Origin of the sequence: Streptomyces sp. NBC_00210, assembly GCF_045160975.1 — a bacterium.
In the GTDB taxonomy this organism is placed as follows: Bacteria; Actinomycetota; Actinomycetes; order Streptomycetales; family Streptomycetaceae; genus Streptomyces.
Map to the genome: position 1 here is coordinate 2092029 of NZ_CP108120.1, position 24303 is coordinate 2116331.

Sequence of the window (24303 nt, forward strand, 5' to 3'; positions counted from 1 at the left end):
CTCGTCGCCTCATGAACAGCAACCCCACTCCGCTGGAGCCCAAAGCCGGGCGGGAGTCCGTGCGGCGGCACAATCTGAGCCTGGTGCTGCGCGCGGTGCACGACGAGGGCGAGGCGACCCGCGCCGGAGTCGCCGCCCGCGTGGGGCTGACCAGGGCGGCCGTGTCGTCGCTGGTCGAGCAGCTGCTGGTGAGCGGGTTCCTCACCGAGTCGGGCAAGACGTTCAGCGGGCAGGCAGGCCGGCCCGGCACCGTGCTGAAGGTCGCGCGGACCGGTCCGGCCGGCCTCGGCGTGGAGGTCAACATCGACTATGTGTCGGTGTGCGTGGTGGATCTGGCCGGCACCGACCGGGTCCGGCTGACCGAGCACCTGGACAACCGTGGCGTGCCGCCGCACGAGGTGCTCGGGCGTGCCGCCCGGATAGCCGCGCGGGCGCTGGAGTCGGCGGGCGAGCAGGAACTCCGGCCGGTCGGCGTGGAGTTGGCGCTGCCGGGTCTGGTGTCGGCGGGCACGGTGCGCCAGGCCCCGAACCTCGGCTGGAGCCGGGTCGCGGCCGAGGATCTGTTCGCGCAAGCCCTGGCCGGACAGCGGCCGGACGGCCCGGCGCTGCCGGTGAGCGCGGAGAACGAGGCCAATCTGGCGGCGCTCGCCGAGCTCTGGTTCGGCGGGCTCGGCAGCGTACGCACCTTTCTGTATCTGACCGGTGAGATCGGTGTCGGCGGCGCGGTGGTGCTCGACGGTGAACTGCTGCGCGGAGCGCACGGCTTCGCCGGTGAGATCGGCCATGTGGTGGTGGAGCCGGACGGGCCCGAGTGCCGCTGCGGCTCGCGGGGCTGCCTCGAGCAGTACGCGGGGCAGTCGGCGCTGCTGCGCGCGGCGGGGCTCGACGAGAACGCAGGCGCCGCGGGCGTCGCCGAGCTGGAACGGCGGGCGCGGGACGGTGACCAGCGTGTGCTGGAGGCACTGGAGGCGGCCGGGGCCAGGCTGGGCCAGGTGCTGTCCGGGGCGGTGAATCTGCTGGACCCGGACGCGGTGGTGCTCGGCGGGATCTACCGGGGGCTGATGCCGTGGCTCTCCCCCGCGGCGGGCCGCGAGCTGACCGGCCGGGTGGTCTCCGGGCTCTGGGCCAAGGACAGCGGCCGGCTGCGTGCCTCGTCGCTGGCGGGCGACGCGGCGCGCGGTGCGGCGGCTCTGGTGATACGGAACGTGCTGGCCGACCCGGCTGCGTACGCGGAAATCGCCCGACGGGCCTGATGTTCAGGCCCGTCGGGCGATGAAGAACAGGGCGCAGGGCCCGGGCCGGCCCGCCCTGCGTCAGCGCACGCCCAGCAGGTGGTCCATGGCGAGCTGGTCAAGACGCTCGAAGGCCATGCCGCGCTCGGCGGCGGCCGCGACATCGAATTCCTCGAAGGCACCCCGGTCGGCGAGCAGCGCGGCAAGCCCGTCCTCCGCGGTGGGGCGGGCGAGTTCGTCGAGGCGGGACGCCCTCAGCGCCTCCTGGACCTCCGGATCCGCGCGGAAGGCGGCCGCGCGCTCCTTGAGGATCAGGTAATTGCGCATACAGCCCGCGGCGCTCGCCCACACACCGTCGGAGTCCTCGGTGCGCGGAGGCTTGAAGTCGAAGTGGCGCGGGCCCGCATAGCCCGCGGTCTCCAGCAGGTCGACGAGCCAGAACGCGGCGCGCAGATCGCCGGCACCGAAGCGGAGGTCCTGGTCGTACTTGATGCCGGACTGGCCGTTGAGGTCGATGTGGAAGAGCTTGCCCGCCCACAGCGCCTGGGCAATGCCGTGCGGGAAGTTGAGGCCCGCCATCTGTTCGTGGCCGACCTCGGGGTTGACGCCGACGAGTTCGGGGCGCTCCAGGCGCTCGATGAAGGCCAGGGCGTGGCCGATGGTGGGCAGCAGGATGTCGCCGCGCGGCTCGTTGGGCTTGGGCTCGATGGCGAAGCGCAGGTCGTAGCCCTGCTGGACGACGTGGTCGCCGAGCAGGTCGAAGGCTTCCTTCATCCGGTCCAGGGCGGTGCGTACGTCCTTGGCGGCGCCGGACTCGGCGCCCTCGCGGCCGCCCCAGGCGACATAGGTGCGCGCGCCGAGCTCGGCGGCGAGGTCGATGTTGCGGATGGTCTTGCGCAGGGCGTAACGGCGTACGTCGCGGTCGTTGGCGGTGAACGCGCCGTCCTTGAAGACGGGGTGGGTGAAGAGGTTGGTGGTGGCCATCGGCACCACCAGTCCGGTCGCGTCCAGCGCCTGCCGGAAACGCTTGATGTGCGACTCACGCTCGGTGTCACAGGAGCCGAACGGGATCAGGTCGTCGTCGTGGAAGGTGACGCCGTAGGCGCCGAGTCCCGCCAGGCGCTGCACGGATTCGACCGGGTCCAGAGCCGGCCGGGTGGCGTCGCCGAAGGGGTCGCGGCCCTGCCAGCCGACGGTCCACAGGCCGAAGCTGAACCTGTCCTCCGGGGTGGGGATGAAGCGTTCCGACATGCTCTGGCCGCCTTCGCTGCTAATTTGTTTCCTGACAATACTAATCTTGCATGCAGCCCCGAGGGCAGGGAAGACCTCAAACAGGGGTCCGTCGACGCCGAGGTCTGTCGCCACACACAGCCATCCCGTAATTTGTTCTGTGCAAGATCAAAACCTGCGAAGTGAGGTGCGTGCCCATGCCGCCGAACGCAGTCGTCATCGGCGTGGACAGCTCCACCCAGTCCACGAAGGCCGTCTTCACCGACGCCACCACCGGCCGGCCGCTGGCCGTCGGCCGCGCCCCGCACCAGGTCCACGGCGAGGCGGGCGCCCGTGAGTCCGACCCCGAGCTGTGGTGGCGGGCCCTGTGCGACGCGGTCGGCGACGGCCTCAAAGAGCTCGCGTCCGCCGGTGTGGGTGCCGAGGCCGTCACCGGCATCGCCGTCGCGGGCCAGCAGCACGGCCTGGTCGTCCTCGACGGCTCCGGCCGGCCGCTCCGCCCCGCCCTGCTGTGGAACGACACCCGTTCGGCCCCGCAGGCCGCTGCCCTCACCGCGGAACTCGGCGGTCCACAGGCCTGGACCGCGCGGACCGGATCCGTGCCGGTCGCCGCGATCACGGCGGCCAAATGGCGCTGGCTGTACGAGCACGAGCCCGCCGTCGCCGAGGCGGCGGCCGCCGTCCGCCTCCCCCACGACTTCCTCACCGAACGGCTGGCGGGCACGGCCGTGACCGACCCGGGCGACGCCTCCGGCACCGGCTGGTACTCGACCGCGACCGGTGCCTACGACCCGGATCTGCTCCGGCTGATCGGCCTGGACGCGGCACTGCTGCCCGAGGTCGCCCCGACCGGCGGCACCCGTATCGGCACCCTGACCGCGTCGGCCGCGGCCACGCTCGGGCTGCCGCCCACCGCCGCTGTCGCCGCGGGCACCGGCGACAACATGGCCGCCGCCGTCGGACTCGGCCTCGGCGGCGCCGGACTCGTCGACCACCCCGTCCTGAGCCTCGGCACCTCCGGCACCGTCTTCGCCGCCACCCGCACCCGGCCCGCGACACCTGCGCTGTCCGGCTTCGCCGCCGCCGACGGCACGTACCTCCCGCTCGCCTGCACCCTCAACTGCACGCTCGCCGTGGACAAGGTGGCCGCCCTGCTCGGCCTGGACCGCGACGACGCCGCGCCCGGCGGCGAGGCGGTCCTGCTGCCGTATCTCGACGGCGAGCGCACCCCCGACCTGCCCGCCGCCGCCGGGCTGCTCACCGGTCTGCGCCACACCACCACCCGGCAGCAGCTCCTCGGCGCTGCGTACGAGGGCGCGGCCGTCACCGTGCTGCGCGCCCTCGACGAGGTGCTGAGCGCCTGCGGCCTCGACCCCCGTTCGCCGGGCGTACGGGAGCGCCCTCTGCGGCTCATCGGCGGCGGCGCCCAGGGGCGTATCTGGGTGGAGACCGTACGACGGCTCTCCGGGCGGCCGGTGATCGTCCCCGAGGCTGGCGAACTCGTGGCACTCGGCGCGGCCGCGCTCGCCGCCGGTGCCGCCACGGGGGACGACGCCGTGGCGATCTCCACCGCGTGGCACACCGGCTCCGGCCGTGAACTCCCGCCCGTGGAGCGGGACATGGACACCTGGAACCGCGTCACCTCGGTCCTGGGCCGGGCCACTCCCGCGCTGCTCTCCTGAAAGCCGCGGCATCAAGCCCGCCCGCCGCCTCTCCCTTCCTCCACTCCATATGCCAACCCCTTGTCGAAATCCACCCCGCCGTCATAGCCTTGCGCCCCGCCGGGCCACGGGGACAGAGGGGGAGTTCGGTGAAGCGCACGTCCCGTGACATCCGCACCGCCAATCGCTATGAGGTGCTGCGGCGGATCATCGCCCGCTCCCCCACCTCCCGGCCGGAGTTGGCGGCGGCCACCGGCCTGAGTCTGGCGACCGTCGCCACGCTCGTCGGGGAGCTGCTGGAGCTCGGCATGCTCACCGAGGCCGGTTTCGAGGAGTCCGCCGGCGGGCGGCCGCGTGGCCTCGTCGCCGCCAATGCGTCGGGGGGCACGCTCATCGGCGTCGACATCGCCGAGACGTACGTCCACGCCGAACTCTTCGACCTGGGGCTGACGGTGCTGGCGCGCGCGCAGGAGCCGGTGCGCCCCGGTGAGCGGACACCGAAGCAGGTGGTCGCACAGGTCGCGGCGGCCGTCGGTTCGGTGGTCGCACAGGCCGGCGCGAACGGCGCCCGAGTGCTGGGCGTCGGCGTCAGCATGCCGGGCCAGGTGGACCGCGAAAACGGTGTCCTGGTGCACGCGACGAACTGGGGCTGGCACGACGTACCCCTGCTCGATCTGCTCGCCGGCTGCATCGCCTACCCACTCCACCTCGACAATCCGCTGCACGCGTGCACGACGGCGGAGCTCTGGTTCGGCGCCGCCCGCGGCCGCTGTGACACCGTGGTGGTCAATCTCGGCACCGGAGTCGGCGCCGGGCTCGCCCTGGGCGGGGCGCTGCACCGGGGAGTGAGCAACAGCGCGGGCGAGTGGGGCCACACCACGCTCGTCCTGGACGGGCGGCCGTGCCACTGCGGCAGCCGCGGCTGCGTCGAGACGTATGTCGGAGCGCCCGGCATCATGCGCGATCTGCGCGAGCGGGACGCGCACGGCCCGCTGCTGCACCCGGACGACGAGACGGCGACCATCGACGCTCTCGCGCGGGGCGTCGCCGAGGGCGATCCGGTCGCGGTCGACGTCGTACGGGAGACCGCGCGCCGTCTCGGCATCGCGATCGCCGCCCTGGTGAACCTCCTCAACCCCGAGGTCATCGTGCTGAGCAGCTGGGTCGCGCGGCGGCTGGGCGAGCCGCTGCTCGCCGGGGTGCGTAAGGCGGTGGCGCGGCATGCGCTGCGGCGTCCCGCCTCCGCCGTCGAGATCGTGCTGTCGACCATTCCCACCGACCCGGTGTGTCTGGGTGCGGCCACCTTCGCGCTGGAGGGGGCGCTTGCCTCGGCCGTGGCGGCGGGCGGCCGCCACTTCGTCTGACTCCTTGCCGAAGTGTTGGGCGAATATTAGCGTCGCGCCTTGCAAGGTCAGTTCATGAACTGTCCAAGGAGACCGATGTCCTTCTCGTACGTCGACGATGTCTCGCCCGGCAACGGGGCACTGCCACCGCGCGCCTGGTACGCCGGATCGGATGCCGCCTCTCTCTGTCTCAACGGGAGCTGGCGCTTCCGGCTGTCGGCCACGGCGGACGCCCATGACGACTCGTTCGCCGAGCCCGGCCATGACGCCTCGGGCTGGAACGAGATCGCCGTGCCCGGGCACTGGGTGCTCCAGGGCCACGGCGCGCCGATCTACACCAATCACCGCTACCCCTTCCCCGTCGACCCGCCACGCGTCCCGACCGGGAACCCGACCGGAGACCATCTGCGCACCTTCGACCTGCCCGGCAACTGGCCGGCGGACGGCGGCGCCGTGCTGCGCTTCGACGGAGTGGAATCGTGCGCCCGCGTGTGGCTGAACGGCCAGGACATCGGCGACTTCAAGGGCAGCCGCCTGCCCCATGAGTTCGCCGTGGGGCAGCTGCTGCGCCCCGAGGGCAATGTGCTGGCCGTCCGCGTCCACCAGTGGTCGTCGGGTTCGTATCTGGAGGACCAGGACCAGTGGTGGCTGCCCGGCATCTTCCGGGACGTGACACTGCTGCACCGTCCGGCGGGCTGCGCACTCGACTTCTTTGTGCACGCCCCGTACGACCATGGCGCGGGCCTGGGCACGCTGCGGGTCGACTCGGACACGGACGGCCGCATCACCGTGCCCGAGCTCGGCATCGACATGGCGACGGGAGAGGCGGTGACCGTGCCGGTCGAGCCGTGGACGGCCGAGACGCCGCGGCTGTACGACGGCGAACTGGCCACCGAGGGTGAGCGGATCCCACTGCGCATCGGATTCCGCACGGTCGCAGTCGAGGACGGCGTCATCAAGGTCAACGGGAAACGGATCCTGCTCAGGGGCGTCAACCGGCACGAGTTCCACCCGGAGAGGGGCCGGGCGCTGGACGCGCGCACGATGCGTCTCGACCTGGAGCTGATGAAACGGCACAACATCAACGCCGTGCGCACTTCGCACTACCCGCCGCACCCCGCCTTCCTCGGTCTCTGCGACGAGCTGGGCCTGTGGGTGATCGACGAGTGCGACCTGGAGACCCATGGCTTCGCCGAGCAGAACTGGCGCGACAACCCGGTCGACGACGACCGCTGGACACCCGCACTGCTCGACCGGGCCGCCCGCATGGTCGAGCGCGACAAGAACCACCCCTCCGTGATCATGTGGTCGCTCGGCAACGAGTGCGGGACCGGCCGTGGTCTGACGGCCACGGCCGAGTGGATCCACGGCCGCGACCCCGACCGGCTCGTCCACTACGAGGGCGACCACAACTGCCAGGACACGGACGTGTATTCGCGGATGTACGCGGACCACGCCGAGGTCGAGCAGATCGGCCAGGGGCTGGACGGCGGCCCCGAGAAGCGACGTGGACTCCCCTTCGTCCTCTGCGAGTACGGGCACGCCATGGGCAACGGTCCGGGCGGGATCGCCGACTACCAACGGCTCTTCGAGGCGTACGAGCGCAATCAGGGCGGCTTCATCTGGGAGTGGATCGACCACGGCCTGAAGGACGAGCGGTACGGATATGCGTACGGCGGCGACTTCGGCGAGGAGTTGCACGACGGGAACTTCGTCTGTGACGGGCTGCTGTTTCCGGACCGTACGCCCTCCCCCGGCCTCCTCGAGTACAAGAAGGTGATCGAGCCGGTCCGGATCGAGGGCGACGGCGCGGCGGGGACCGTGCGGATCACCAACGCGTACGACTTCGCGGACCTTTCAGGGATTGCCTTCGAGTGGTCGTACCAGGTGGACGGCGAGACGATTCGGTCCGGTCCGCTGGACGTGCCGAAGCTGACGGCGGGTGAGTCTGCGCACGTCGAACTGCCCGCGCCACCCGCGGGCGCCGGGAGCGCCGAGACCCAGTGGACGGTACGGGCCCTGCTCGCCGAGGACACCGCGTGGGGGCGGCGCGACCACCAGGTGGCCTGGGGCCGCCTCCCGGTGGGCGAGCGGCCTCCCGCGCGGATCGCCCTCGGCGACCGGCCGGTGCGCGGCGAGAAGCTGATCACGCTCGGCCCGGCGTCCTTCGACGCCCGCACCGGGGCGCTGCGCACCATCGGGGCGGTGGACGTCACCGGACTGCGGCTGGATGTCTGGCGTGCGCCGACGGACAACGACAACGGCGCGGCCTGGCAGCCCGATCTCTGCTACGGGCTCCGCTGGCGCGAGCTGGGCCTGCACCGTATGCAACACCGGCTGGACGGCTTGGAGCTGACGGACGACGCACTGACCGTACGGACCCGGGTCGCGCCCGCGGCCCGCGAGGCGGGACTGCGTACGGTCTACCGCTGGACGTCCGACGGAACCCGGCTGCGTCTCACGGTCTCGGTGGGCCTCGACGGCGAGTGGCCGCTGCCGCTGCCTCGCCTCGGCGTCCGCCTCGGCCTGCCGTCGTCGGCGGGGTACGTGAAGTGGTTCGGCGGCGGCCCGGGCGAGGCATACCCGGACACCCGGGCCGCGTCGATGCTCGGCCGCTGGGAGTCGTCCGTGGACGATCTGCAGACCCCGTACGTACGGCCGCAGGAGAACGGCGCACGCGCGGACGTGCGGTGGGCGGAGGTCGGCGGCCTGCGCGTCGAGGGCGACGCGGCGTTCTGGTTCACGGCTCGCCGCTGGACGAGCGAGCAGCTGGACGCCGCGGAGCATCTCACCGACCTCGTACCGTCGAAGGACACGGTCTGGGTCAACCTCGACCACGGCCAGCAGGGCATCGGTTCGCAGTCCTGCGGGCCGGGCCCGCTGCCGCAGTACCGACTCCGGGCCGAGCCGACGGAATTCGCGTTCACGTTCCGTGCGCTGGAGGGTGCGTGAGGGCGTGACGGCTCTGGTGAACGAAGATCGGCGGAAACGGCCCTCACCCTGCCCCGGCCTGGCGACGGTGGCGCTGGTCCTTTTCGCTGGGAACCGCGAGCGGTGACCGGGCGGCGGTCGGTTGCGCCCCTCAGGGCGTCAGGTACGAGTGGAAGACACCCTCCGGGTCGTACCGCGCCCTCAGGGCCTGCAGCCGCTGCCAGTCGCTCGTCGTGAACGAACGCTCGGCGCGGGTCGCACCGGCAGTGAGGTCTGCCTCGGCGATGTAGTGCCCCGTCCCGCGCGGCTCCACGGCGCTCATCGCCTCGCGCAGCCAGCGGGTGTTGATGTCATCCTCCGCAGGGTCGTCCCAGATGGCATAGGGCACGACGTAGCTCTCGCCGAGCACCGAGAACGCCATGTCGCGCAGCAGATCGTCGTCGTGCGAAGCGGGCGATACGGGTGCCAGGACAAGGGACTTGTCGGACGGGGCGCTGCCGACCGCGTCGCTGAGCTTGGCCAACAGCGTCCCAAAGTCCGCATCCGACCACAGAGTGTCGGCCGCGTAGCGGTTCTCTGCGGGCCACAGGTCGCTGGAGGCCTCGTACAGGGCAGCGGGGGACGTCGGCTCGAACGCCTGCCGGAACAGGGAGCGGTCGGCGAAGGGGCAGGTCTCAAGCGGCCGGAGAGCCTGGACCGCCTGGTCGCCCGAATCCGCGAAAGCCGTCGCGGCGACGATGATCACCTTCGGGCGCGGCGTCTGCTTCGTCATGTGCGGGGCGGCGGTTGCCAGTACGAGGGCCAGTTCCACGGTCGGATCGAGCTCCTGCGCGGTCTCGGTGGCCCAGTTCGACACCTCTTCGACGTACGCGAGGGGAAAGGCATAGGTGGACGACATGATCGCCCCGGGAATCCGATGCAGGCGAAGGCGAAAGCCGGTGACGACGGCGAAGAAACCCGGACCCGCACCACGCGCCGCCCAGAAGAGGTCGGGATTCTCGTCCTCGCTGCACCGGACCACTTCGCCGTCCGCCGTCACGGCTTCCATCTCGTAAACGCTCCGACAAGCCGGCCCCAGGGCACCGGAATTCCACCCGAGACCACCACTGAGGAGATATCCGCCGACGGCGACCGACCCACAATGCCCCGTGGGAAAGCTGAGGCCGCGCGCGACGAGTTCCGCGGCAAGTTCACCGCCGGTGACAGCGGGCTGCACGGTCGCCGTCGCGGAAGACATGTCGATGTCGCACCGCCGGAGCCGGGAGAGATCAATGAGCATGCCGTCGGAGCGGAGGGACGAGGCGCACCAGCTGTGCCCGCCCGACCGAACTGCAATGCGGAGTCCGCGGGAACGGGCCAGCCCGATGGCTTCGGGAACATCTCGCTCCGAGGCCGCCCGGACGATCACCTCAGGAAATCGATCGGGCTTGAGCCCATTCCACGCCATGCCTGCCCGGACGGCTTCGTAGTCGGTGTCGCCGCGCCGGACGAGCTCCCCCTCGATTCGTCGAGCCTGCCGCTGTCTGCTCATCACGGACTCCAGGATTTGCGCAAGCCGCGGCTGCGGACGAAGCTGAAGGTCAGGCGTGAATTCTGCAGTGTGCAAGCGGAGACATCCCCAGTCTACCGGCCCCAGTGGAAGCTCGCGGCCTGGAGACGACCGCCCGCCACGGTGACGTGAACGAGCCACTCAAGATCCCGTTGGAACCCTTCGGATACGGCATGTCCGACAAGCAGGTCTACGGCGGGCTGAACCGTGGGGGCCGGGAGCGACTGCGGCGGATTCTCCGGCTGATGGAGCACGGCAAGGTGGACCCCACGCCGATGACCACACACGAGTTCGGCTTCGACGAGATCGAGCGGGCATTTCGCATGATGGAGACGAAAGAAGACGGAATCATCAAGCCGCTGATTCGTTTCGAATGATTCATGCCCGCGGTCCGCTTCTAACCCGTGGTCAGGCCGAAGACGACGATCAACACCAGGTAACACACCGCCACAATGGCAGCACCTGCCACGTGGACGCGTACGGACCGTGCCCGGCTCGGCGACAGCCAGAAGGCAAATGCCCGGTTGACCAGCGGCATCAGCAGCCAGGTCAGGATGCTGACACTCAGTACGTTGCCGAAGAACAGCGCCACATATCCGGGCATCCCCATGTCGTTGAACCAGTCACCGACCGTCAGGTTGAGGATCATCACCGTGGGATACAGGGCCAGTACCACCGACATGGCCTGTTTCCAGTTGGGCGGAATACCTTCGTCCGCACCCTCACCGAAGCGGAACCAGCCGCCGAACGCCGACCCGATCTTGCGCACGTCGTAGGAACGGAAGGAATCGCGCCCTTCGTCCAGCAGCTTCTCGCGGGCCTCGGAGTTGAGCCACCCGTCGAGGTGTTCGCGCGTGTCGAAGCGGAAGGCGACCACCCAACGGTCCTGAATGCCTTCCACCGGCTTGAACAACTCCGACCCCATGAAGCCGGGATGCTTCTCCTGCTCTTTGAGGACCTTGTCCTGCCAGCGCATGAAGTCCCGCTCGCGCCCCGGCAGCACATCGTGCGAGATGACCGCGGTGACGACATCCTCGGCCGGCGTCCCGCCAGTGAGCACCTCTTGCGTCGGGGTCCCGTCGAACAGCGGGCGCCCCTCATCAAGGAGTTGTCGACGCTCACCCGAATCCAGCCAGGTGGACAGCTGCTCGACACCGGAGAAGCGGAATACGACGACCCATTCGTTCTCGTCGCCCGAAGCCGGCGGGTACAGCTCAGTGTCCTGGAAACCGTCAAAGCCTCGCACGACCTGGTTGGTCTTCTCCTGCCAGCGCTTGTAGTCGTCGTCCAGGCCCGCCCGGACCTTCTGAGAGGTCACGACCGTGGCGCTGCCGCCGGGGTCACCGCTTGCACGGGTACTCATACGGAGTAGTCTAGATCAAAAGGGAGTTATCGGACAAATTATGGCAATTACGCCGGATGGGCGGGAGGATTCCGAGATGGGACACAAGGAGTTCATGGCCGAAGCGGTTCGGCTGGCGACGGAGTCCGTGGAGAAGGGCTGGGGCGGGCCGTTCGGCACAGTGATCACCCATGACGGCGAGATCATCGCCCGCGGGCAGAACCGTGTGCTTCTCACGGCCGATCCGACCGCGCACGGTGAAGTGGAAGCCATCCACAAGGCAGTTGCGATCCTGAACCCCGAGGCGCCCAGCGTTGCCGAGGAGCACCAGAACCAGAACACCCTGGAGTTGATACCGCGGCCCGAGGGCTCCCCCGACGTCGTGCCTGAGCGCGCCCGCATGCTGATGGGATGCGCGCTGTACACCAGTGGCGCGCCCTGCCCGATGTGCATGAGCGCCATCTACTGGTCCCGGATAGACACCGTCTACTACAGCCGCGACTGGAAGGCGACCCAGGAGATCGGCTTCGACGACGCCTTCCAGTACGAGGACTTCGCGAAGCCTCCGGCGGACCGGAGTATCACCCTGGAGCAGCTGCACCCCGAGCTGGGTGTCACCTCCTACGAGGCCTGGGCGAACAAGCCGAACAAGCACCCGTACTGACGCACTGTCTCGCTACGAGGGCCGGATGCACGAAACGCATCCGGCCCTCGGCACATCCAGAGGTCAACGGCGGCGACCAGGGTCCGGTCTCGGGTCATCGCCACGAGCTGAGGACGTCCTTGAGGCTCTGGAGTACCTGGGTTTCGTGGTCGCGGAAGTAGAAGTGGTCACCGGGGAATGACCGGACGGTGATCGGCTCGATGGTGTGCTGCTGCCAGGCGGCCAGCTGTCCCGCACTCACCCGGTCGCGATTCCCGGCGAAGACGGTCAGCGGCACCGGCAGCGGTGTGCTGGGCCGATGGTGATGGGTCTCGGCAAGCCGCAGGTCCGAACGAAGAGGGTTGACCACCAGGGCGCGCATCTGTGGGGAGCCGAGAATCTCGGGAGGGATGCCACCGTGCCGGAGTGCGACGGCTTGGAGGAGCTCGTCGTCCGGCAAGGTGTGCAGAGGCTTCGCCGGCCGGGGCAGATGAGGGGCGGGAAAGGCGGACACGATGAGGTCTTGCGGCAGACGCCGACCGGCATCCCGCAGTGCCCTGGTGATCTCGTATCCGATGAGGGCACCCAGACTGTGCCCGAAGAAGGCGTAGGGCCGCTCCAGCGGAACGTCGGCGAGAAAGTCGGCGGCGAGCCGTTCGATGCTGGTGGCGTGGGGTTCCTGATGGCGGCTTCCGCGACCGGGCAGTTGGACGACGTGGAGCTCGGCCTCGGGCAACTGCGCCGCCCAGCGGAGGTACTCGGCGGGGTTTCCGCCTGCGTGCGGGAAGCAGTACAGCTGCAGTGCGCCGGCCCGCGACGAGGCGCTGAGCAGCCAGGAGCGTACGGGGGTGGTGGTCGGCATGCGAGGTCAGCCCTCTCCTTGGGTGCCGGCCAGGACGCGGTGCGAGAGGTCGGCGAGGAGTTGGGGCGCGGCCTCCTGCAGATAGAAATGGCCGCCGGGGAAGGCCATGGTGGCCGTGGATCGGACCGAATAGCGTGCCCATTCGCCGGCCCAGGTGGCGGCGTCCTCATCAGCGGTGCCGTAGTAGGCGGTGAGCGGGATGTCGAGCGGAGGAGTGTCCGTCGGCCGGTAGCTCTCGATGAGCTGGTAGTCGGCGCGGAAGGCAGGCAGCAGCAGCTCCCTGAACTCCGGTTCGGCGAGTAGTGCGCTCTCGGCGGCGCCCATGCCCAGTACGTCCGCGACGACGGCGTCGTCGCCCTGAAGGTGGACGTCGCCCTTTTCGATCCGGTGAGGTGGCGCGATGCCGCTCACGAACAGGCCGGCCGGCTGCACCCCATAGGTGTTCAACAGCACGCGCGCGGCCTCGTATCCGATGGCGGCGCCCATGCTGTGCCCGAACAGCCACAACGGCCGGTCGCCAAGGGGCGCGAGGACGGCGGCCAGGCGCTGGGACATCTCGTGCATGTCAGTGATGACAGGGTCCCCGAAGCGTTCCTGGCGGCCGGGATAGCAGACGGCCAAGGTTTCGATCCGCGGGTCCAGGTGCTGGGGCCAGTCCCGGAAGAAGGAAGGGGATCCGCCGGCATGAGGCAGGCACACCAGCCGGGCCTGCGTCGATCCGCCGTTCGGTCGGGCCGCCGCGAAGGTCTGCAGCCATCGCTGCTCGTTCACTTGAATTCTCCATTCATGATGCTGCTGAAGGCACAGCTCAGGGGCAGCGGCGAGCGTTGGCGCAGGCTCACCCACTGATACGGGCCCCACGTCCCACGCGCCGTGCCGCGCGGAACGTCGAGCGTGAAGGTGTCGTCCGCCAGGCCGGTGCCGAGGGCCTTGCCGCATGCCTCCTTCACGGTCCAGATCCAGGCGAACTCGGCGGCTCTGCGGCGTGGCGGCAGAGCGGTGAGCTCCTGCTGCCGGTTGGGCGTGCACCAGCGCAGCAGCGGATCAGCCAGCTCCGACGGCACAGGCTGTACGTCGATGCCCACGGCCCGGTCGAGGGCGGCGCACGCGGCGTAGGCACCGTTGCTGTGGCTGACGCTGATGCCGATACGGGGATGACCGAGGAGCACGGGGCGGCCGGACGGTTCGTACACGACGTCGGCGTCGGCAGCTTCGGGGAACCGCTCGGACAGCAGAGCGCGCAGCAGGCCACGTGCGCCCAGCCGGTCGATGCGCCTCCGCGGGGGCAGGCGCATCGCATCGGCGCGGTCGCGAGTGGTGAGGAGGCCGGTATCGGACGGTGCGTATGCCAGGGCGGCCCAGACGCCGGGCCCCGCTTCGATGCGCAGCGGGGACCCGGCAGGTCTGGTGCTCATGTCACTTGCTCGCGTCGGCCAGCACCCTGGCCCGGTCGACCTTGCCGGTTACTCCCAGCGGCAGTTCGCCGTGCACCTTGATCTCGGCGGGGACCATGTAGACCGGCAGGGTCTTGCCGAGGGCGACGCGCAGCGCCGAGCGGAAGGCGGCCGGCGCATCCTGGTCCGCCGGATCCTGCGGGACGACGTGGGCGATCAGCTGGTCGCCGCCTCCGGGACGCTGCTCGACGCCCACGACGGCGGTGCGCACCTCGTCGAGGTTGCGGAGAGCGACCTCGATTTCCTCGAGCTCGATACGGAAGCCGCGGATCTTCACCTGCCGGTCGGCGCGGCCGAGGAAGAGCAACTCACCGTCTTCGACGGCGACAAGGTCGCCCGTACGGTAGTAGACGCCGTCGCGGCCGGGGATTTCGACGAAGCGCTGCTCAGTGAGGTCGGGTCGTCCGAGGTAGCCCTCCGCCACGCAGGGACCACCGAGGTAGAGCTCGCCGCTCTCGCCGTCGGCGACCTCGTCGCCCTCGGTGCTCAGTACGAGGGAGAGGTGGCCCGGAAGACAGTGCCCGATCGGGACCCGGTCGCCGTCCCAGCCCTGCTCGATCCAGTACAGGGTGGCGGTGACGATCGTCTCGGTCGGCCCGTAGGTGTTGCACACGGGAAGTGAGCCGAGTGGCCCGTTGGCCCAGCGGCGTACGACACCGGGGTTCACCGCCTCGCCGCCGAAGATGATGCCGCGGAGGGAGCCGAGTGAAGCGATGTCGTTCGCGGTCAGCTCCTCACCGAAGAATGCCTCGAAGTAGGCGGTGGTGCAGGAGATGTAGGTGACCTGGTGCGCCCGTACCCGCTCGAAGAGCTGCTGGCCGGTCCACAGGGACGGACCGCGCAGCAGCACGGTGCCGCCACCGGCCATCGGCGCCCACATCTCTTCGACGGCCGCGTCGAAGCTCGGTGATGCGAACGAGAGCAGCACGTCGTCCGAAGTGAGCCGGTATGCCTCCAGCGTGCCCAGCAGATGGACGGCCAGGCCTTGATGGCCGACGGCTACGCCCTTGGGCAGGCCGGTGGAGCCGGATGTGTAGATGAGATAGGCACGATCGGTGGCCAAGGCACGGTGGGAGCGCAGGCGTTCCTCCCGGCCGGCGTCCGCAGTCGGAGGCTGCAGGGTGATTCGCTCACGGGGCAGGGCGGTCTCAACGCCGTTGCTGCCGGTCTCGAGGACCACCCTGGCGCCGGTGTCGTCGAGGACGTACCGGATGCGCTCGGCAGGCAGCCGGGGGTCGATGGGAACCCAGGCGGCACCGGCCAGCCAGGCGCCGAGCGCGGCGGTCATGAACTCCGCGTTGCCCGGCCCCACCAGGGCGACCGTCTCGCCGCGGGTGCAGCCGCGGGTCAGCAGCCGGTCGGCGACGTCATGCGCCCCGTCCCACAACTGCTGGTAGCTGACACGGTCGTTACCGCACAGGAGAGCGGTCTTGTCGGGGTGGCGCTGGACATGAGTCTCGATCAGGTCGATGACGGTGGTCATGTGTTGCTCCGCTGTCTGTGGGGATTGAGGTCAGTGGCCACCGTTGGCTGCGTCGCCCGGCCGGGCGGCCGGCGCATCCATGTGGTCGGCCAACGCGCGGATGGTCGGGGCCCGGAAGAACTCGACGACCGGGACGCGCCTGCCGGCGCGTTTTCCCAGTTCCGTGAGCAGTCGCAGCACGTCGAAGGAGTTGCCGCCGAGCAGGAAGAACGACTCGTCGGGGCCGGTCGGCTCGTGTCCGAGCAGCTGCGTCCACAGCTCCCGGACCAGTGCTTCGTTCTCTGTCGGCTCCCAGGCGGTGGCGGGCCCGGCTGCCTCGGCCGATGCGAACTCGCCGTCGGTGAAGCGTCGAAGGAGCGTCGTGCGGTCGATCTTGCCGTTGTCGGTCAGTGGCATGGCGTCGATCGTCAGCACATGCCGGGGGATCATGTACGTGGGCAGCTCCTGCTGGAGCGCGCCGCGCAGCTCCCTCACGTCCACTTCTCGGCCCGGTGTGGTCAGGACGAAGAGGCAGAGCGCTGCCTGTTCACCGGTGCCGTGAACGGCGGCGGCCGCGGCCTTGACCATCGGCAGCTTCTCGGATGCGGTCTCGAGCTCACCGAGTTCGATGCGGTGGCCGCGCAGCTTGACCTGCGAGTCCCGGCGACCGAGGAAGACCAGGGTGCCGTCCTCCGTGAGCAGCGCGAGGTCACCGGTCCGGTACATGCGTCCAGTCCGGTCAGGTGCGGTAAGGAAGGCGGTCGCGGTGCGCTCGGGGTCGTTGACATAGCCGTCTGCGGGGCAGATACCGCCGAAGTACAGCTCCCCGACGGCGCCGGGCGGCACCTCACGGCCCGCTCTGTCGAGCAGGTAGGTGTCGACTCCCGGCAGCGGGCGACCGATCGGGACGTGAGAGGGGCGCTCGGCGGGGCCGCCGCGCAGAACGTGGTAGGTCACCGCATGGGTCTCGGTCGGGCCGTACAGATTGATCAGCGTGAGCCGGTCATGTGCGTCGAGCAGCCGTCGAGAGCGGCTGTCCAGGTGCAGTTGCTCGCCCGATACGCAGATGAAGCCGACGGATTCCAGCGTGTGGCCGGCGTCGTTGACCGCTTCGGCAAAGGCGCCGAGGACGGCGACGGGCAGATATACGTGGCTCAGGCGCTGGTCTTCGACCAGGGCTGCGACCCGGCTGAGGTCGCGACGGTCGACGGAGCCGAGCCCGTGCACGGTGCCGCCGGCGGCGAGCGTCGGAAAGATCTCCTGGTAGGACACGTCGAAGCCGAGCGGCGCGAACTGCAGGAACCGCGTGTCCGAGCCCATGCGAAGCTCGTCGATCTGCCAGTGCAGCAGATTGATCAGGGCCGGCTGCCCCATGAGGACGCCCTTGGGGCGCCCGGTCGAGCCGGACGTGAACATGATGTAGACGGGGTCGGTTCCTTCGGGCAGCAACGGGGGCGTGCCGCCGGCCTCCTCGAGTGCGGTGACCGTCGTCCGCTCGGGCTCGTCGGGCACCACGGAGCGGGTGCCGATGACGAAGGTGCAGCCCGAGTGGCTGATCATGTAGCTCAGCCGGTCTGCCGGGAGGGTGGTGTCGACCGGCAGGTAGGTGGCGCCGCACCACAGGATGGCGAGCATGGACACCACCGTGTCCGCGAGGGCGTCCGGCACCACGGCAACCACGTCGCCGCGTCGCACACCGCGGCTGTGCAGTCCGGCTGCCGCCCGCGCGGTGCGAGCGGCGAGTTCCCGGTACGTCAGGCTGAATCCGGAGGCGTCCGTGACCGCGAGCTGCTCCGGGTGCCGGCGAGCGGCGTCGAGTATCAGGCCGAGCAGTCCTCCTTCGCCGTGGGTGCGTGTCTCATGACTCCGCCTCAAATCGGGGACCGTACGGGTGTCGAGGCCCGCCAGCAGCTCTGTGAGGGGAGTGTGGGGGCTGTCGGTGGCCCGCAGCAGGAGCTGCCGGTACTCCGCGAGGAAACGCTCGGCGTACGAGGCGGGGAGCAGGTCCTTGTCGTACTCGAGCTCGATGAGCAGACCGTCCTCCACAGGTGTCGCGCCGAGCCAGAGGTCGAAGCGGGCGGCCTGCTGGGAAACGAACTCGACCTTCCCCGGGAGGCCGGGGGCGAGGTCGAGCCGGGTGGCAAGCTCGTCCTGCATCGCGAACATGCACTGGAAGAGCGGGTTGCGGTTGGTGGTGCGCTCGGGTGCGACTTCTGAGACCAGCGCATCGAAGGGGATGGCCTGGTAGCGCTTGGCCTCGCGTACGACGTCCGAGACGGCGGCGCAGTGCGTGTCGAACGGCACGTCACGGGCGGGCAGGACAAGTGGCAGCGTGTTGACGAAGAAGCCGCACAGGTCATGGGAAGCGATCGTGCGACGGGTGGAGAAGGGGCTGCCGACGATGACCCGCTCCTGGCCGGAGTACTCGCCCAGCAGCGCCGAGTAGCAGGCGAGCAGGACGCAGAAGGGGGTCGTCGCGAGCTCGCGCGCGGTGCGTTCGACGAGGCGTCGCTCCTCGGCGTCGAGCAGCACATTGAGGTCTGCGCCGGCGAATGACGTGTTCACCGGCCGGGTGGGCGTCTGGTAGAGCGTCGTCGCCGGCACGCCGGCCAGGTCCGCAGCGAGCTTTTTGACCTCGCCCGCTTCGATCGCGGCGTCCGTCGCCCTGACCTGCGCGGCGAGTTCACGGGCGAGGTGCCGTTCGCGCTCGGCGGGTTCCGGTGTGCCGGTCGCGGAAGCGGAACCACCACAGGCGAGCCGGTATCCGTCGCGGAGCTCGTCGAGGAAGGCGCTCATGGAGACGCCGTCGCTGACCGAGTGGTGGATGTTGCACAGCAGTGCGCTGCGGCCCGGCCCCTGGAGCAGCTTGAAGCGGCACAGGGGTGCGGTCCGCAGGTCCACGGCAAGAGACGCGAAGCGCTTGCTCTCCTCGTCCACCAGCCCCTTCCAGTCGGATGCCGCGGCACTGGTCGCGCTCACTTCGAGCGGCACGTCGGCGGGTTCGGTGATTCGTGCACGGGGCTCACCGCCGGCGAAGGCGAACTCCGTGCGCAGGGTGGGCTGGATGTCGAGCAGCCGCTTCAGCGCCTGGCGCAGAGCGTCCTGGTTCACCTCGCCGTCGAAGGTGATGCGGAAGCTGATGTTGTAGAGGTCCTTGCGCTCCATGGCCTCCTGGATGAAGAGGAGGCTGCGCTGCGCTGCCGTGACCGGAAGGTCCACGGTCTCTTTCACGATGTCGATGTCCCTGGTGCGCACTTCCCGCTCCCTCAGTTCCAGTCCTCGACGAAGGCGGCCAAGTCCGCGGCCGTGAGGACGTCGGCGAGCTGGTAGGGGTCGATTTCCTGCGCGGGGTCGATGGCGAGGTCGCCCAGGATGCGCAGCAGCAGGAGGGAATCGATGCCCAGGGCCGCCAGTTCCGTCTGGGGAGTGAGAGGTTGCTCGCCCACACGCTTGGTGATCGCGGCGTGCACCCGCTCGGTGATGTGCGGCACGGGGTCCGTGGGCTGGGACTGCGTTGCGGCAGGGGTGAGGGTCATGAGCCAGGGCCTTCCTTCGGTACTGAGTGGGAGAGGGGCGAGAAGCCCCGGGAACGTCGACGGAGGTGGGGGCTAGGGCGTGTTTTAGAAGTAGCGCCGTCCGCCCGCAGGGCGGGCCCTGCGGCGTCTGGTGCGTGCAATCGCAAGGCGGAGGATCGCCCTCGTACTGGACGTACTTGGGCGACTCCGACAACATCGCGAGTGTGCGTGCCAGGCGTCGCGGGGCAGGCGGGACTTCTAAAACACGCCCTAGCCGGCCGCGAGCAGTGGGTCGTCGAGGTGCTCGGCGGCCACGTCCAGGGCGGCGGCCACGAGGGCGTCCAGTGCGGCGTTGGAGCTGCTCGTCCTGCGGCGGACGACCTGGGTGAAGGTCTCGAAGGGCGGTGCCCAGTCGATCGTCGCCAGAGTCCCGTCGGCGAGCTCCCGCTCGACCGAGACCAGGGGCATGAACGCCATGCCGATGCCCAGGGCGACACTGCGCTTGGCCGCGTCGATCGAGTCCAGCTCGAAGACGCGAGGGCGATCCGATCCGTCCAGCAGCCCGATGGCCTGCTCGAACTGGTGCTGGTAGCCGGCCCGGCTGTCGGCACGGATGATCGGCGTACTGCGGAGGTCCTCGTCGGCGACGGCGCCGCGGCCCACCAGAAGATGTCCTGGGTTCCCCACCAGGACCAGCGGTTCGGGACACAGCACCTGGGTGTCGAGGCCCTCGTGCTCCTCGGGTGAGCCGACGATGAATGCGCAGTCGAGGCGACCGTCGCGGACGGCTGCGACGGCGTCGGTGCCGGCCCCCGCGTGCAGGGAGACCTGCACCTTCGGGTAGCGGCGGTAGAGGTACTCGACCATGGGCAGGAGCCGGTAGCTCGTCAGGCTCTCGACGGTTCCGACGTCCAGGCAGCCATGTGGCTGGCCGTCGGAGCTGATCGCCTGGCGGGCGCGACCGGTGAGCGAGATGATCTCCCGTGCATACGGCAGGAGTTGCCGGCCGGCGGGAGTGGGTCGCACTCCGCTGGGCAGGCGTTCGAGCAGCGTGACGCCAAGCCCCTGCTCAAGCGACTTCACGCGTGTGGTGATCGTCGGCTGGGACAGGCTCAGTCGGGCGGCGGCTCTGGTGAAGCTGCCGATTTCGACAACGGCCACGAATGCATCGAGTTGAGGAGTGTCCACGGTCCAACCTCCTCTGGTACAGGACGGGACTGCTTTGACAGTTCGTCATCCTGTGCCCGGGTCCTACTGCTTCTCTACTGGCCGAGCCTTGGCCAAAGCACTGCTGTGAGAAGCCATGAGGTGCTTGGTGAGAGCCGATGAGTAGTGGGGGTCCTTACCGTCCTCGGCAGATGGACACGAACCCCCTACACATCGGCAAGGAGCCCCTCAAAGTGCGAAAGATCCCGTTCAGCAGCGTTGCCGTTCTGATCACCGCCGCCGTGGCCGTCACCTCGTTCGGGGCCGGCACCGTGCACTCCGAGGCGAGCCGGGGCTCGGTTACGGCAGCCGACACCCCGTGGCCCACCCCTGTTGCTCCGGCCGGTGTCATGAGCGACACCCCGTGGCCGCGCAGTGCGCAGCACTGACATGCGGCTCGGGTCCTCGCACCGGCCCCGCATCGTGGCAGGTGGCCGGATCAGCCGCTCGAGCACCCCAGATTGAGCTCGAATCGGGCCAGCTGGGCGGTGTGCTCGGCCTCCAACTGCGCCAGCTCCAGGCGGGCTTCCGCGGCCCCCACCCGATCCATGATCCGTTCCCTGATGCCCACCACGTCGTGCAGCAGGCTCTGCGCGACACTGATCCGCCCCAACCGGGCATTGACCATGCCCAACCGGTGCAGTATCCGCGACTCGCCCGCGATGTCTCCGCGCGAGCGCACCAGGTCGAGCACATCCCGCAGCAGGTCCTCGGCCTCCTGGTAGCGGCCGCGGCGCTGCATGAGGTCGCTCAGGACCAGCCGCACCTGGCCTTCGGTGCGGCGGCTGCCGGTCGACCGGCAGATCTCCAGTGCCTCGTCGAGCAGCCCTTCCGCGTCATCGAGGCGGCCCTCGTCCAGGGCGAGGCGAGCCAGATGCGCCAGAGCGTTCGTCTGACCTACATGGTCGGCGACGGCGCGGAAGTCAGCAACCGCCTGCCGGTACAGCCCAAGAGCAGTGTGCGAGTCACCCTGCCGCTGGGCGAGCAGCGCCAGATTCCGCCGGGCCAGCGCCAGACCGTGGGTGTCCTGCAGGAGGGTGAACGACTCCAGAGCCGGCTGGAGCGCCTGCCGAGCGGCGCTGAGCTGGGACCTGCTCAAGTACAGCGAGCCCACCGAGCACATGACTGCCGCGCTGCCGCGGACCAGGCCGGCCTTCCCGGCCGCGTGAAGGGCCCGCTGGTGGGTCTGCTGCCATTCGTCGAAGTAGCAGCGCGACTCGAAGATCGTCACCAGTGTGACGGCGAGGTCCCAGCACGCCTCGGCCTGTCCGGTCTCCGCGGCCAGGTCCACGGCCTGGCACAGGTTCACCCGCTCCGCCTCCAGCCAGGCCAGCGGGTCCCGCAGCAGACGGTCCACATGGACATCGGAGAGGTGCCAGCGCGGCGCATCGCCGTGCAGGACGGTGAAGTCGCCTCCGTACAGTCGGCGGTGTGCTTCCTCCGCGAGGGCCAGCCAGCCGCCGACGAGGCGAGTGAGCGCGGGTTCCGTCTCGTCGGCCTCTCGAGGCCGCTCCAGCTCTTCGCGCGCGAACAGCTGCACGAGAGAGTGGAGTTTGTAACGCGGACCGCCGGACGTCCCCGTGCCCACGATCTCCAGCATCTGGGCGTCCACCAGGGATTCGAGCAGATCGTCCGCACGGAACAGATCGGTGTCCAGCAGCGCGGCTGCCGCCCAGGTGGGTATGCGCCCGCCTTCCAGCACGCTCAGCAGACGAAGCAGCCGCCGGCCGTCCTCGGTCAGTCCGTCGTAGGTCAGCGCAAGGCTGGAGCGGATGACCAGCTCGCCATGGGCGAGTTCGTCCAGTCGGCGCCGTTCGTCGGAGAGCCGGTCGAGCATCCACACCAGCGACCAGTTGGGGCGCGCCGCCAGTCGCGCGGCGATGATGCGCAGCGCCAGGGGTAACTGTCCGACCATCCGCACCAGTTCGGCCGCCGCATCGGGTTCGTCCGCCACCCGCTCCTTGCCGACGACCGCGGCGAGCATCTCGATCGACTCGTCGAGATCCAGCACGTCCACGTACAGGAACCGCGCACCGGGCAGCCCGGTCATCCGCGAACGGCCGGTGACCAGCACCGATGAGTTGCCGGTGCCGGGCAGCAGCCGGCGTACCTGCTGGACCTCGGATGCATTGTCGAGGACGATGAGCATCCGTTTGCTGGCCAGGAGATTGCGGTACATCTCGGCCCGTTCGTCGACGGTTTCGGGTATCTGGGAGCCCGGAATGCCCAAAGCGCGAAGGAACCGGCCCAGCACATCGAGAGCCGCGGTCGGCGAGGGCTGGATGCCACCCAGGTCGCAGTAGAGCTGGCCGTCCGGGAACTGCCGCATCAGCCGGTGTCCGACATGCACGGCGAGTGTGCTCTTGCCGACGCCGGACGGCCCGGCGAGCACGGCCACGGGCGTGGGCCGCCCCTCGCCTCCCGCCAGCAGCAGGCTCTCCGCGGTGTCGACGAGCTGGGCCCGCCCGGTGAAATCGGCGATGTCGGGTGGCAGCTGAAAGGGGACTGCCGTCTCGAACGGCTCGGGAGCCCCGGACACGGCCGCCGGGGCCGGGGCCGGGGCCCGGGCCGTGCCGCCGGGAAGGTGCAGGCCTCGGTCCCCGGCGAGGATCGCGGATTCGAGCCGTCTCAGGTCGTCGCCCGGCTCGATGCCGAGCTGTTCGACGAGGATCACCCGGCCGGAGCGGAAAACCTCCAGAGCCTCGGCCTGCCTCCCCGAGCGGTACAGGGCAAGCATCAGCTGGCCGCGCAGTCCCTCACGTAACGGGTACTTCGATACGAGCGCGGAGAGTTCAGGAATGATCTTGGCGTGCCGGCCCAGCTGAAGTTCCAGGTCGATGTGGGTCTCGAGGTTGATGAGCCGGTGCTCGTCGAGCTGAGCTGCCATCGACTGGAGCTTGTGGCTCTTGGTCCCGCTCAGCGCGGGGCCGCGCCACAGCTCGTCCGCACGCCGGGTGAGGGCTGCTGCCTCTTCGATCCCACCCTCATCGGCCAGGGAGTACGCCTTCTTGCGCAGGCTGGTGAAGAGCGTGGCGTCCAGCTGGTCGCCGGACACCTTGATGAGGTACCCGGGCTCCTGCGTGACGAGTTGGGATTCCTCGCCGATCGCCGCGAGGTTGGTCCGCAGCGCTGATACGCACGTCTGAATCTGAGCGCGCGCCGTGGGTGGAGGGTCATCACCCCAGATCGCGTCGACCAGGCTCTCGGTGCTGACGATCCGGTTTGCTTCGAGAAGCAGCGCACTCAGCACAACCTGCTGTCTGCCACGAGGGATACGGCACACCTCACCGCCCTCGCCGGTTATCTCAAGTGGACCAAGAATGCGGAATGTTGGATGGCCCGGCCTTTCCGGCATTGACGTGTCTCCCCCTTGACCCCCGAGTAAGCGTTCGCTTGATCGTTAAGCTAACACGGGGGTCGGGCGACAGCGGCCGTGAGCGGGCACTTTTCGGACGGGCAGAGTGCTGGTTCCGGTTTGCCGGATGTAAAGACCTAGCGTGTAGGGCACACGGAAGCGTAGGTCTTCCGCGAAGCTATGAGACCTCGGCTCGACACGGTGAAGATGTCGGCGAAATCCACCCCTTGCACGGAGTCTGCCTGCTGATAGAAGACGCCTGTCGCGACAATCCGCCCCTGACCAGCCCACAGATCCTCGAGCGAGTAACTGACCCGTCGGCATCTTTCCGTCGAAATCACAGCGGCGCGCCCTTTTGCGAGCACCTCGCCCGGCACGCTCACTGTGACGTCGTCTTCGAGTAGGGATGCAAACGCATCGTAGTCGCGGGCATTGAGATAGGCATAGCTCAAATACACGTGCTCGACGGGCGCCGACTGTGGCCAGTCAACCGTCGTCGCTTCCGACTTCTCATGCAC

At 69.5% G+C, this 24303-nt stretch carries 19 protein-coding genes; 7 read left to right on the forward strand and 12 right to left on the reverse strand.

Annotated features, from left to right (window positions below):
* Nucleotides 1-11: 11 nt before the first annotated feature.
* Nucleotides 12-1253: an ROK family protein gene (locus OG729_RS09395; protein WP_405805482.1), complete on the forward strand. Its 1242-nt coding sequence runs from the start codon at nt 12-14 to the stop codon at nt 1251-1253.
* 60 nt (nt 1254-1313) lie between these two features.
* Here OG729_RS09395 and xylA read toward each other — a convergent pair whose 3' ends face one another.
* Nucleotides 1314-2483 carry a xylose isomerase gene (gene xylA / locus OG729_RS09400; RefSeq protein WP_360870378.1) on the reverse strand — a complete coding sequence of 390 codons (1170 nt, stop codon included), beginning with the start codon at nt 2481-2483 and terminating at the stop codon, nt 1314-1316.
* A 176-nt stretch (nt 2484-2659) separates the two neighbouring features.
* Between xylA and xylB the strand changes: the two genes are divergently transcribed.
* The 3 genes from xylB to OG729_RS09415 all read left to right on the forward strand — a co-directional run bounded on the left by xylB (nt 2660) and on the right by OG729_RS09415 (nt 8418).
* On the forward strand, nt 2660-4144 hold the full coding sequence (gene xylB / locus OG729_RS09405) for a xylulokinase (RefSeq protein WP_405805484.1): 1485 nt from the start codon (nt 2660-2662) through the stop codon (nt 4142-4144).
* 128 nt (nt 4145-4272) lie between these two features.
* Nucleotides 4273-5487 carry an ROK family transcriptional regulator gene (locus tag OG729_RS09410; RefSeq protein WP_405805485.1) on the forward strand — a complete coding sequence of 405 codons (1215 nt, stop codon included), beginning with the start codon at nt 4273-4275 and terminating at the stop codon, nt 5485-5487.
* A 75-nt stretch (nt 5488-5562) separates the two neighbouring features.
* Nucleotides 5563-8418 carry a glycoside hydrolase family 2 TIM barrel-domain containing protein gene (locus OG729_RS09415; RefSeq protein ID WP_405805486.1) on the forward strand — a complete coding sequence of 952 codons (2856 nt, stop codon included), beginning with the start codon at nt 5563-5565 and terminating at the stop codon, nt 8416-8418.
* A gap of 130 nt (nt 8419-8548) precedes the next feature.
* Here OG729_RS09415 and OG729_RS09420 read toward each other — a convergent pair whose 3' ends face one another.
* Entirely contained in the window at nt 8549-9928 is a 1380-nt protein-coding gene (locus OG729_RS09420; protein ID WP_405805487.1) for an FAD-binding oxidoreductase, read from the reverse strand.
* A 191-nt stretch (nt 9929-10119) separates the two neighbouring features.
* Here OG729_RS09420 and OG729_RS09425 point away from each other — a divergent pair, with 191 nt between their 5' ends.
* A complete protein-coding gene (locus tag OG729_RS09425; protein WP_405805489.1) occupies nt 10120-10323 on the forward strand; it encodes a zinc-binding dehydrogenase in 204 nt (67 codons plus the stop codon).
* Between the two features lie 20 nt (nt 10324-10343).
* On the opposite strand, the gene OG729_RS09430 is transcribed toward OG729_RS09425, so the two are convergent.
* A complete protein-coding gene (locus OG729_RS09430) occupies nt 10344-11309 on the reverse strand; it encodes an antibiotic biosynthesis monooxygenase (RefSeq protein ID WP_405805490.1) in 966 nt (321 codons plus the stop codon).
* Between the two features lie 76 nt (nt 11310-11385).
* Here OG729_RS09430 and OG729_RS09435 point away from each other — a divergent pair, with 76 nt between their 5' ends.
* A complete protein-coding gene (locus OG729_RS09435; RefSeq protein WP_360870360.1) occupies nt 11386-11952 on the forward strand; it encodes a nucleoside deaminase in 567 nt (188 codons plus the stop codon).
* A gap of 94 nt (nt 11953-12046) precedes the next feature.
* Here the strand turns inward: OG729_RS09435 and OG729_RS09440 are convergent, their stop codons facing one another.
* The 7 genes from OG729_RS09440 to OG729_RS09470 all read right to left on the reverse strand — a co-directional run bounded on the left by OG729_RS09440 (nt 12047) and on the right by OG729_RS09470 (nt 20412).
* Nucleotides 12047-12793 (reverse strand): thioesterase II family protein, encoded by a 747-nt coding sequence (locus OG729_RS09440; RefSeq protein ID WP_405805491.1) that lies wholly within the window; start codon nt 12791-12793, stop codon nt 12047-12049.
* Nucleotides 12794-12799: 6 nt separating this feature from the next.
* On the reverse strand, nt 12800-13564 hold the full coding sequence (locus tag OG729_RS09445) for a thioesterase II family protein (RefSeq protein WP_405805493.1): 765 nt from the start codon (nt 13562-13564) through the stop codon (nt 12800-12802).
* On the reverse strand, nt 13561-14208 hold the full coding sequence (locus tag OG729_RS09450) for a 4'-phosphopantetheinyl transferase family protein (protein WP_405805495.1): 648 nt from the start codon (nt 14206-14208) through the stop codon (nt 13561-13563). The genes OG729_RS09445 and OG729_RS09450 overlap by 4 nt, the downstream gene beginning before the upstream one ends.
* A 1-nt stretch (nt 14209) precedes the next feature.
* Nucleotides 14210-15730 (reverse strand): amino acid adenylation domain-containing protein, encoded by a 1521-nt coding sequence (locus OG729_RS09455; protein ID WP_405805497.1) that lies wholly within the window; start codon nt 15728-15730, stop codon nt 14210-14212.
* A gap of 30 nt (nt 15731-15760) precedes the next feature.
* On the reverse strand, nt 15761-18964 hold the full coding sequence (locus OG729_RS09460) for a non-ribosomal peptide synthetase (protein ID WP_405805498.1): 3204 nt from the start codon (nt 18962-18964) through the stop codon (nt 15761-15763).
* A gap of 11 nt (nt 18965-18975) precedes the next feature.
* Nucleotides 18976-19245 carry a phosphopantetheine-binding protein gene (locus OG729_RS09465; protein WP_405805499.1) on the reverse strand — a complete coding sequence of 90 codons (270 nt, stop codon included), beginning with the start codon at nt 19243-19245 and terminating at the stop codon, nt 18976-18978.
* Between the two features lie 249 nt (nt 19246-19494).
* The gene (locus OG729_RS09470) at nt 19495-20412 is read right to left on the reverse strand and encodes a LysR family transcriptional regulator (protein ID WP_360870341.1); all 918 of its coding nucleotides are present in this window, start codon (nt 20410-20412) and stop codon (nt 19495-19497) included.
* Nucleotides 20413-20582: 170 nt separating this feature from the next.
* Here OG729_RS09470 and OG729_RS09475 point away from each other — a divergent pair, with 170 nt between their 5' ends.
* A complete protein-coding gene (locus OG729_RS09475; RefSeq protein WP_405805501.1) occupies nt 20583-20819 on the forward strand; it encodes a hypothetical protein in 237 nt (78 codons plus the stop codon).
* Between the two features lie 50 nt (nt 20820-20869).
* On the opposite strand, the gene OG729_RS09480 is transcribed toward OG729_RS09475, so the two are convergent.
* Both OG729_RS09480 and OG729_RS09485 read right to left on the reverse strand, forming a co-directional pair.
* The gene (locus OG729_RS09480; RefSeq protein ID WP_405805502.1) at nt 20870-23680 is read right to left on the reverse strand and encodes an AfsR/SARP family transcriptional regulator; all 2811 of its coding nucleotides are present in this window, start codon (nt 23678-23680) and stop codon (nt 20870-20872) included.
* Between the two features lie 242 nt (nt 23681-23922).
* On the reverse strand, nt 23923-24303 hold the full coding sequence (locus tag OG729_RS09485) for a nuclear transport factor 2 family protein (RefSeq protein WP_405805503.1): 381 nt from the start codon (nt 24301-24303) through the stop codon (nt 23923-23925).